Source organism: Asticcacaulis sp., from assembly GCF_020217185.1.
In the GTDB taxonomy this organism is placed as follows: domain Bacteria; phylum Pseudomonadota; class Alphaproteobacteria; order Caulobacterales; family Caulobacteraceae; genus Asticcacaulis.
In genome coordinates, this window is record NZ_JAIWNX010000314.1 from 1 (window position 1) to 10000 (window position 10000).

The following is a 10000-nucleotide window of genomic DNA, read 5'->3' on the forward strand; positions in this document are numbered from 1 at the left end:
TGGCGTTCCGTCCGGTCGTCTGATGTTCCTTTCATGGACCCAAATCCAGGCAATATTCTCGCAACATCCAAAAGCGTTCAGTATGAAAGATTGGATGTTGATTATAGCGTCCTGCGTGGTGTCTTTCTCAGGGACCTCAGCTACGTGCGGTGGGAGTAGGGTAAACACCTGCTCGACGCATCTGGTTAGCACACCGAGTCTACGACACAGCCCGTGATCTGCGTGCTCTCTGGCTCCGTCTGTTTCAAACTGACGAAGGACAATTCGCTCTTGCAGCGCACGAAATTTGGGCCGGACCTCAGCCAGTCCGGCAAACATATCCTCTATTTGCTCTTGGCTAAAATGCATGCCATCCCTCAGGGAAGTGAATGCTAAGCTATTTGCTTTGATGGCAATAGGGAACGTTAGCGAAAATGCGGAGCAATCAAATCCCGCTCAAATCTTTTTTCTTGTTTTTGTTTCAATAAGTCATTGAAACGTCAATAAAAAATTGACTACGGTTTGTTTTGGTTGCGGCGACAATCAAATCCCACTCAAATGTTAGCTTAAGCCCACCAAGGGACGTACCCTGACTTGGGTCGATCCGGATCTGCCGCTCTAATTCTTCCACGCGCCAACGTTGCGCTTATGACTTGAGAAACCTGCGCTGAATTTTGAGGCTCAATCCCAAACCGCTCACGCAGGGAGGCGTTTTTCATAATGTCCCCGCTGATGAACTTTAACACCGCATGTTGATAACACGCACGGATGCGTTCATCCGGAGACATCGCGCTAAATCGTCTTGGGGCGAACAATACGCAACGCATTGCTTCCCCCTCAACTCGAAAGTCAGGAGGGGGAAGTTGATACAATTCAACAGAGGCGACAACTTTGTCGATTCCGGTGCCTTGTTCCTCGCATATTTTCATGCGCCGCATGAAAGCAGCGAGAGCCTCGTTACGGGAGCGGGGCGGGGAATCGATAAACCTCTCCGGGGCAATTAGCGGCTGACCTGGATTGGTAATTTCGAGCCGATCTTTAAATAATTCGATCAGGGGACCCGTACCTGTAATGGACATGTCCTGATGAATTAGAGCATTGGCAACAAGCTCTCGAATAGCAATTGGCGGGTACATGACCGTTTCAGTGCGGAACGCCTTGCCAATATGCTCATTCTCCGGAAGCAGCCCTGAAACGTAGTCAATTAGCCCCTTAAATCCGGATGCGTACCCTTTTCTGCCGTCCTGTCTTTTGCTGACCATGTCTGCACGATTATTGCCCTCGTAGGCCACGAAACGAACGGCCTTCCGGGCTAAGCGGGAATCGAACTGGTCCAAATCTTTCGCAAATAAAATGGCACCTAAGTTGGTAATATTCCAGCGATCACCTACGTCGCGCATAATAAGGCGCTCGGCCTCAAGCCTATCAAAAATGCCGGCACGATTGTCGGGTAGCGTTTGGCCAGTCAATTCGAAGAGGCTAACGTAGTCCAATAAGCTCAGCACCGTGTCCGCAGTGATAAACTGAGCTGCCAGACCGCTTTCCCAAACATATGGTTGAAGCTTTGCCCATAGGGCGCGCTGCCTTTCTGGGTGGTCAGATAGAGACGGGGTGGCGCTGCCTATTCGGATATATGCAGTGCGATCAAACTCGATTGGTGCTGTTGTTGCCGCAGGTATCTCTAGGAGCACTATATTGCGTCCCGTATGCTCCACCTCTTTAAAAACGATAGGCAAATCCGGGCTTAAGCGTTGTGAGAGCCAAAATTCGAGAGGCTGATTTCCCACTTTAGCGGCCGAGGGGCGGAAGGTTGTGCCCACGAGTGCGCGATCTTCGTCGCGCACGCCCCAAAGCATGTAGCCAAAATGCTTATCAGCGAGCCTCGCAGCGTTCGAAATGGCAGAAATACGCTTTCCCATGCCTTCGGGGTCAGCGTTGTTTTCTTTGAACTCAGTCCAAGATGTTTCCGCGCCTAACGCGAGAACGTCATCAATAAGCGCCAGAGTTCTCGCGTCGGTCATAGTGAGTCCATGCGTCAGATAGGTTTGCACGTCTTAGCCCTCTACAGAGAGAAGCAAAAGAGTTTATCGATGCATAGGGGGCGACCGACCTGCACAGATGTGCCCCATCTGTGCCCCGGAAGTTCGAAGGGGCTTCTCGAAGCAATAGTCGCTATTATGCAAGCATTTGATTTTAAAGTAAAAGTAGTGGTGCCGCTTAGGTGACTCGAACACCTGACCCCCTCATTACGAATGAGGTGCTCTACCGGCTGAGCTAAAGCGGCACTTTGATGCAGGCGCATAATCGCCCGCCCCGGTTCGGAGAGCGCTGTTTACAGGCTCCCATAGCGGTTTGGCAAGGGCCCAAAGCGCCCACATTGGCAATTATTTTGTGGGTTTTGTCTTGCGAGCGCGGGGTTTGGGGGCTGGCGGGGCGACTTCGGCCTCATCGAGGTCGTGTCCGGCAATGGCCGCGTCGTATCCGTCCGGGCTGAGGGCCAGATTGTCGGGCAGGGGCGCTGGGCCTGACTTTTTCTGCGCCGCCTTGACGAAGGGCATGGACGGCACATAGCGCGTCGGCATGTCAGGAACGTCGGGCAGGCCCTTTTCGGCGCGTTCATGGCGCGGGTGCGCCAAAGCCCCCGTTTCGGCATAGGTCAGGACCAGCGTCGTCCAGTCGGACGGCGTATAGGCAAAGGCCTTGCCTTCCGGGTCAAGGTCGGACCAGTCGGGCTCGGCCCTGGCCAGCGAGGCCTTGGCGACCCAGCCGCGCGCCCCGTCCACGTCCTGCACGGCCAGAGCCGCCTTGGCCATCAGGCCGCACAGGCGGCGCGTCAGGCGCTCCTCGGTCAGTTCGTCCTCAAGCGCCGCCGTGGCGCGGTCGATATCGGCGCGCAAGCCGCTGAGGACAGCGCGTTCGACCTCCAGCAGGCGGCTTTCGCGGTGCTGCGGGTTGCGGTCGATCAGCCCTTGCAGACGGCGCGCGCGGTCCTTCGGCGTCTCATCGTTCACCAGGTCGCGATAGGCCAGCCAGATGGCCGGGTGCGGCTGAGCGGCATAGGCGGCCTCCAGAACGTCTTCGGCGCGGCCCAGCTTGTTATGCGCGCTCAGCAGACGCGCGGCAATGACGGCACCGGGCGCGAACATGGGCTGAAGCTTGGCGGCGCGCACGGCGTAATCGAGCGCCTGTTCGCGGATCTGCGCCTCAGGCGCGGTTTCCAGATGCGCGGCCGAGGCGGCCATCAGGGCGGCGCGCGCCCGTTCGGCAAACAGCGGCGAAACCAGCTTGCGGTTCAGCGCCCCTTCGACCAGATCGAGCGCTTCGGCCCATTCGCCGGCGGTCGAGCGCGCTTCGAACAGGGTCTTGAAGGCCCACATGGCGGGTTTGGGCTGGTTATAGCCTTCACCGGCCAGACGGATGGCCTCGGCGCGGTCGCCTTCGGAGATGGCGAGGGTCATCAGGCCGCGCAGGCCGGCGAGTTTCAGTTCCGGCACGCTCAGCATAGCCGTCCAGGCGGCGCGCGTGGCGACCGGGTCATGGGCGGTTTCAGCCGCCAGCGCGTTGAGGATGCGCACCAATGCCACATTGTCGTGCACATCCACGGCCTTGATTGCCTGACGGCGCGCTTCGGCCCCATCGCCGGACACGACGGCGATAAAGCCGCGCGTGAGGGTCTCTTCGCCCTGACGGCGACGGGCGGCGGCGCGCTGGCGTTCGGCGCGCTGCGGGGCGCGCGACATCCACAGGACGAGGTTCCAGAAGCACACCGCCGCAAAGGCCAGCAGGCCTATAACGATAACGGCAGCGGCCGCCGGGGTGTCGATGCGGTAGCCAAGCCAGATCAGGGTGGCCGTGCCGGGGTCACCGGCGGCGGCAAAGGCCACGGCGATCAGGGCCATGATGCTGAGGAAAATCAGAAGCGTGCGGATCACAGGCCAGTCTCCGGCTGAGGCGCGACGGCGGCCCCGCTGCCCGCCGTGGCGTCGGCGCCATTGGCCGTGCTGTAATTGGCCTGACTGAGGCGGCTCAAGGCCTCGACCGTGATGCGGCGGGTGGTGGTATCGACCAGCACGCGGTTGCGCGCATCGGTCATCCACGGCTTGAGCGCGGCTTGCGAGGCCGGGGGCAGGGTGGAGAGGACCGTCAGCGCACCGTTAAGATCGCCCTGATCCAGACGGCCCTGCGCCTGAAGCAGCAGGGCATCCGGGCCGCGCGCCGCGCCGTCGATGCGGCGTATGCTGATCAGGCCGCTGAGGGCATTGGTCAGGCGCGTCAGGAAGCTGTCGTCGGTTTTGGCGCTGGCGGCGGTGCGCGCCTTGGCGGCGTAGGCCGGGAAGCTGAGCGCCAGCCCGATTTCGCTGGGCACGCCCTTTTGCGCCAGAGGCCGCAGCGGTGCGACCATCACCGTATCGGTCAGGCTCTTTTCAACGTCCGCCAGTTCGGAAAGAAACGGCTGAGAGCCCTTCGCCGCCTGTTGCAGGCCCGACGCCGAGGTGGCCGCTGCGGCGGCCTGAATCAGCAGGCGCTGATTGGCCTCAAGGCGATCAAGGCGCTCAGACAGGCGGTTGAGCGCCGTCGGGTCGGCATAGGTGGGCGTTTGCGGCGTTTCGACAGATGCCTGCGCCTGACGCACGCGCAGGGCGTTCAGTTCGGCGGTCAGACGTGCGATTTCGGAGTCTTTTTCGCTGTCCTTGGCCACCGCCGCGGGGTCGAGATAGTCGGCCACGGTCTTTTGCGGGGCGCTCAGGTGCTCCTTATAGACCGCAAACCCCAGCACCCCCAGCGCCAGCAGCACGAAGACGATGGGAAAGGCAAAGGCGATGATCAGCGGGCCGCGCCCCCAACGGGTCTTTTCCGGCTCCGCCGCAGCGGGGATCGGGTTCGGGGCGAAGTCGTCGGTCATGGCGGTCCGTGGGGTTTTAGAGCCTGGCGAACAGGGCCTCTTCATCCGGAGAGGCCGCTACCTCTATGTTTAGGCCCGCAGAGGGTAAATTTCCAGTGAAATTGAGGTGTTCGCGCAAGCGTTGGGCGGTGGCCTCCGAGATGCAGAGGACACGCGCTGTCACGCCGCTCAGATAGGGCGCGCAGGCCTGCGCCCCGCGCGGTGAATAGAGCAGGATATGGGTGATCGCCGCCATCTGCGCTCTGGCGTCGGGGGCGTCGCGCACCACGGTGCGATAGAAGAGGACCGGGTGCAGGTCGAACCCCGACAGGGCGGTACTCAGGTCACGCGCCGGGGTTTCGGGTTGCGGGTAGAGGAGGGGGCCTTGCGGGGTCTCAGCTTTCAGCAGGCGGATCAGGTCTTCGACATCGCCGCTGGCGCTATGCACGGTATGGAAACCGGCCTCACGCGCTTCGCGGGCGGTGGCGTCGCCGACGGCCCACACCGTCTGATGCCGCGTCGCGTACTGGCGCGTAAAGGCTTTCAGGCCATTGATCGAGGTGGCAATGATATGGGCGAAACGCGCCACGTCGATGTCGGGGCTTAAGGGTTCGACCTCAAGCAGCGGGTCATTGATCACCTCAAAACCGCGCGCCCGCAGCGCCTGCGCCGTGACGCTGGCCTGTGGCTCCGTTCGCGTTACCCAGATCAGGGGCGGGTTCACGCCTGCGCCTGATACTGGATCAGGCGGTCGCCGGCCTCATCACGGATGGATTGCCCCAGACGCAGGCCCAGAGCGTGCGCCGATTCGACCGTAGGCGCGCTGATCGTTTCGCGCCTTTGCCAGCGCGTGCGGCCATCGGCGGTCAGGGCCTCAACAAACAGGGTGAGCGCGTCGCCTTCGATCTTCGCATAGGCCCCGACAGCCGTGCGGCACGAGGCTTCGAGCGCCACCAGCGCGCCGCGTTCGGCCGAAATTTGCAAATGCGTTTCGACGTGGTGCAGGCGCCTGATCCACGCCTGATCGAGGTCGGCGGTGCGGCATTGCACGGCCAGCGCGCCTTGGCCGGGGGCACAGGGGAACAGGTCGGGGTCGATATAGGACTTGATATGCGCCTCAAGCCCCATGCGTTTCAGGCCCGCCGCCGCCAGCAGGATGGCGTCGCAATGCCCGGCCTCCAGCTTCGACAGGCGCGTATCGACATTGCCGCGCAGCATGACGACCTCAAGGTCCGGCCGCACGGCCAGGGCCTGCGCCTGCCGCCGCAGCGAGGCCGTGCCGAGCTTGGCCCCTTGCGGCAGGTCTTCGAGGGTGCGGTAGTTGATCGACACAAAGGCGTCGCGCGGGTCTTCGCGCACCGGAAAGGCGCACAGGCTAAGACCGGGAATATCTTCGGCAGGCATGTCTTTCAGCGAATGGACGGCGACATCGACGTCGCCATTCAGAAGCGCGTCCTCGATCTCCTTGGTGAACAACTGCTTGCCGCCGGCTTCGATCAGGCGGCGGTCCTGAATGCGGTCGCCCTGCGTGGTGATGATGACCAGCGGCGCAACCTCATGAGACAGGGCCGGGTCGTGACCCAGCGCGGTGACCATCTGACGCTGAACCCAGCCGCATTGGGTGGTGGCCAGCCGCGAACCGCGCGTACCGATTTTCAGAAGTGGAGTCATAACTTAGCCTTCGGGTTGCTATGTCTCTTCCCTAAAATTTCGCCCTGCGGCTTGCAAGCCCCTTGACCTGCGGCCATTTGGCTACAGCCGCAAACTGTCAATTTTTGGTTGTTTTTGTGAGTGACTGTACGAGTGCTCAGGCATGCGTTATTATCTTTGATTGAAAATTCGCGAGGATCAATTTTGAGGAAAAGCGGTGGAACGCTCCGAACAGGAAATATTTGATGAACTGGTAGTGCTATGTACGTCAGCCGGATATGCACATGCTATTGCGTATTTTTGTTTTAGAGACAATCTTATTGTTTATAAAAAACAAATTACACCATATGACATGTCAAAGCTATATGGCCCAAACAGATTAATTCGGACGGAAATTTCAACGATCATAGGCCTCATGTGTAAGGCCGACATTGATTACAGTTTGCCAACCCAAGAAATATTGCAGATCTACATCACCAAGACAGAAGAGCTACTGAACGAACTTCATCATTCGATGATGGCGCCATGGATCAAAGATTTTAACCCAGAAAACATCCAAATTGATGGGTTCAAGCCGTTCGCATCTGGCCCATCACTTCGCGAGCCAATTTTTTATGGTCCGGAATCCGCCTACGCATTTCAGTACCGCGATATGGCTTTGCGGAAATATGATCGCGATGCCGACTGGCTGCTGACGAATAAAGGTTTTGATATAAAAATTGCTCAACAGGTCATTAAGTCACTTGGAGCCTTACAAAACAAAATCCAAAGTTCAGTATATAGTTACAACGAACAAAATGCCGGAAAATTTGAAACAATGCAGCTTCCCGCATTCGTCTTCACTTCCGAGCAATTAAGTGAAGAAGCCGACATCGACGTTAAAATCGTCCAATCTGTATTGGATGCATTCTCAGTTTCCCCAAAATATCGAAACGAAACATTCAAATCACTCCATGATTTTAATGGCTTAGTCGCCACGCCCATAATTCAGATTGATGAAAAAACATATCTGAATTTTCAAGAATATAGTTTGGTAGCGGCTCTGTATGAGGCCCCTATCTACTGGATGTGTGAAGATCGCAATTATAAAACCAAAGCCTTTCACAACCGAGGGCAATTCACGGAAGATTTCGCTTACGATTGTCTTCGAAAAGTGTTTGGGGAAAAGCATGTTTTCGCCAACGTCCATGTCGAGGAACAGAAGGGAAAAGAGCGCGGCGAAATAGATGTGCTGGTCTTGTTTGGCGGAAGGGCCATACTCGTTCAAGCAAAATCAAAACGGCTAACAATGGAGTCAAAAAAAGGGAACGATCTACAAATCAAAGATGATTTTAAGAAGGCCGTACAAGACAGCTATGATCAAGCCTTTGATTGCGCAAAGGCCCTACTGGCAGGTAATTGCAAACTTTACGGTGGCGATGGTGTAGAAATTCAACTTCCTGTACCTTTGGTTCAAATATACCCGTTGTGCATCGTTGCCGACCATTACCCCGCTTTAGATTTTCAAGCGCGGCAATTTTTGCAAGCCACCACGACAGACATAATAGCGCCGCCTTTGGTCACAGATGTGTTCGCGCTGGACGTAATCGCGGAAATGCTTGAGACACCGTTACGGGTATTAAGCTATTTCAATCTTCGCGCTCAGTTCGGCCATAAACTCATGGTCAGCCACGAACTAACGCTGCTTTCCGATCACATTCAGCGCAATCTACATTATGGCAACTCCGAGTATGACATGATCATGCTTGGCGATGACATGGCGGCAGATCTTGATAGCGCCATGAGCGTGCGCCGCGATGGATTGCAGGGCAAACGGACGCCAGACGGCATATTGACGCGATTTAGAACTTCGGTTGTGGGTCAATTAGTTGATCAGCTTGAACGAAGCGCCTCAAAGGAAATGACAGACCTAGGCCTGTTGCTCTTGGAACTGAGCGAAAACACAATCGCCACACTCAGTTTATCCATCGAAAAACTCACGGCTATGGCCAGAGACAGCGGCGGATCACATGACTTCACAATGTCATTTAAGGAAGGCAGTTCGGGCATTACTGTTCATTGCGTTCAAGGCCTGAGCGATGAAGTCATAGCGAAACTGGAACGTCATTGTGAAACGCGAAAATATTCAACCAAAGCCGACAGCTGGTACGGCATCATATATTACCCAGACGGACAGTTGGCGCTTTGCGCCAGAGTGGAATACCCTTGGCAGTATAGCGAGCCTATGGAGCAATTCATAAAGACGCTGCCGAAAGCTACAACCAAAGCCGAGCTATTACAGCATTTAAGGCCTACCGGAAAATTAGGCCGAAACAATCCTTGCCACTGCGGCAGTGGAAGAAAATACAAAAAGTGTTGCTTGAATCGGTTTAGGTAGTGACATTTTATACATGTAATGGAAAAGTTATTTGAACTCTCCCAGAGTATGTTTTCAGCGTTATTGAATGAACCGCCGCCTTATTTAATTCCTAAAATTTCGCCCTGCGGCTTGCAAGCCCCTTGACCTGCGGCCATTTGGCCTTTTCAGGTAACCCCTCTCTCCGCAAGGCAGCGAGAGATAAGGATATGTAATGTCTCTTTGCGTTCTGGGTGTCGAATCGAGCTGTGACGAAACCGCGGTTGCCGTGGTGCGGCGGGGCGATGACGGCGCGGTCGAAGTCCTGTCTTCGGTCATCCATTCTCAGGTGGTCAAGCACGCCGTCTATGGCGGAGTCGTGCCCGAAATCGCCGCGCGCAGCCACGTCGAAACCATAGACGATCTGGCGCGGCTGGCGCTGTCGCAGGCCGCCGAAAAAGGCGTCGGGGTGGACGCAATCGACGCGGTGGCGGCCACGGCTGGGCCGGGCCTGATCGGCGGGGTGATGGTGGGCTTAAGCTTCGCCAAGGGCTTTGCGCTGTCGCGCGGTTTGCCGCTGATCGGGGTCAATCACCTCGAAGGCCATGCCCTGTCCGTGCGCCTGACCCACGATGTGCCGTTTCCCTTCCTACTGCTGCTGGTTTCCGGTGGCCATTGTCAGTTGCTGCACGTGCGCGGCGTCGGCGATTATGAGCGTCTGGGGACCACGATCGACGATGCGGCGGGCGAGGCCTTCGACAAGATCGCCAAGACTCTGGGGCTGGGCTATCCCGGCGGCCCGGCGCTGGAGGCCGAGGCGGCGAAGGGCGATGCCACGCGCTTTAGCCTGCCGCGCGCGCTTTTGGGGCGCAAGGATTGCGATTTTTCCTATTCGGGGCTGAAAACTGCCGCCGCCAAGATCGCCATGGAGCAGGTGAAGACACCGCAGGATCGCGCCGATCTGTGCGCCTCGGTGCAGGCGGCGATTGCGCGGCAACTTGTCGAACGTTCCGCCCGCGCCATGCGCGCCTTTAAGACTGAACATGGGGGGGATAGACCGGCCTTTGTCGTTGCGGGCGGCGTGGCGGCCAACAAAACCGTGCGGTCTGAGCTGTCGGCACTGGCGCAAAAGGAGGGGTTTGAATTTGTCGCCC

The 10000-nt window shown here is 57.6% G+C and carries 7 protein-coding genes and 1 tRNA gene; 2 read left to right on the forward strand and 6 right to left on the reverse strand.

All coding sequences use genetic code 11. The features are described from left to right. Nucleotides 1–545 precede the first annotated feature (545 nt). The 6 genes from LDL37_RS16175 to hemC all read right to left on the reverse strand — a co-directional run bounded on the left by LDL37_RS16175 (nt 546) and on the right by hemC (nt 6532). Nucleotides 546–2000, reverse strand: coding sequence for an ATP-binding protein (locus LDL37_RS16175; RefSeq protein WP_290799907.1), 1455 nt, complete (start codon nt 1998–2000; stop codon nt 546–548). A gap of 187 nt (nt 2001–2187) precedes the next feature. Next, nucleotides 2188–2263: transfer RNA gene (locus tag LDL37_RS16180), tRNA-Thr, on the reverse strand. Nucleotides 2264–2363: 100 nt separating this feature from the next. Continuing rightward, complete coding sequence (locus tag LDL37_RS16185) at nt 2364–3911, reverse strand: heme biosynthesis HemY N-terminal domain-containing protein (protein WP_290799909.1); 1548 nt, start codon at nt 3909–3911, stop codon at nt 2364–2366. Further along, nucleotides 3908–4882: a hypothetical protein gene (locus LDL37_RS16190; protein WP_290799911.1), complete on the reverse strand. Its 975-nt coding sequence runs from the start codon at nt 4880–4882 to the stop codon at nt 3908–3910. The genes LDL37_RS16185 and LDL37_RS16190 overlap by 4 nt, the downstream gene beginning before the upstream one ends. Before the next feature lie 16 nt (nt 4883–4898). Beyond that, nucleotides 4899–5585 (reverse strand): uroporphyrinogen-III synthase, encoded by a 687-nt coding sequence (locus LDL37_RS16195; RefSeq protein ID WP_290799913.1) that lies wholly within the window; start codon nt 5583–5585, stop codon nt 4899–4901. Further along, nucleotides 5582–6532, reverse strand: a complete 951-nt coding sequence (gene hemC, locus LDL37_RS16200) for a hydroxymethylbilane synthase (RefSeq protein ID WP_290799914.1) — start codon at nt 6530–6532, stop codon at nt 5582–5584. Before hemC ends, LDL37_RS16195 begins: the two co-directional genes overlap by 4 nt. Before the next feature lie 196 nt (nt 6533–6728). Between hemC and LDL37_RS16205 the strand changes: the two genes are divergently transcribed. Then, nucleotides 6729–8888, forward strand: a complete 2160-nt coding sequence (locus LDL37_RS16205; protein ID WP_290799916.1) for an SEC-C metal-binding domain-containing protein — start codon at nt 6729–6731, stop codon at nt 8886–8888. A gap of 193 nt (nt 8889–9081) precedes the next feature. After that, nucleotides 9082–10000 (forward strand): tRNA (adenosine(37)-N6)-threonylcarbamoyltransferase complex transferase subunit TsaD (tsaD, locus tag LDL37_RS16210; protein ID WP_290799919.1); only part of this gene is annotated, 919 nt, incomplete at its 3' end.

What these genes read in the sequence shown, in the direction of transcription:
- LDL37_RS16175 (WP_290799907.1), bottom strand. Translation starts at nt 2,000, where the DNA reads ATGACCGACGCGAGAACTCTGGCGCTTATTGATGACGTTCTCGCGTTA.
- LDL37_RS16190 (WP_290799911.1), bottom strand. Translation starts at nt 4,882, where the DNA reads ATGACCGACGACTTCGCCCCGAACCCGATCCCCGCTGCGGCGGAGCCG.
- hemC (WP_290799914.1), bottom strand. Translation starts at nt 6,532, where the DNA reads ATGACTCCACTTCTGAAAATCGGTACGCGCGGTTCGCGGCTGGCCACC.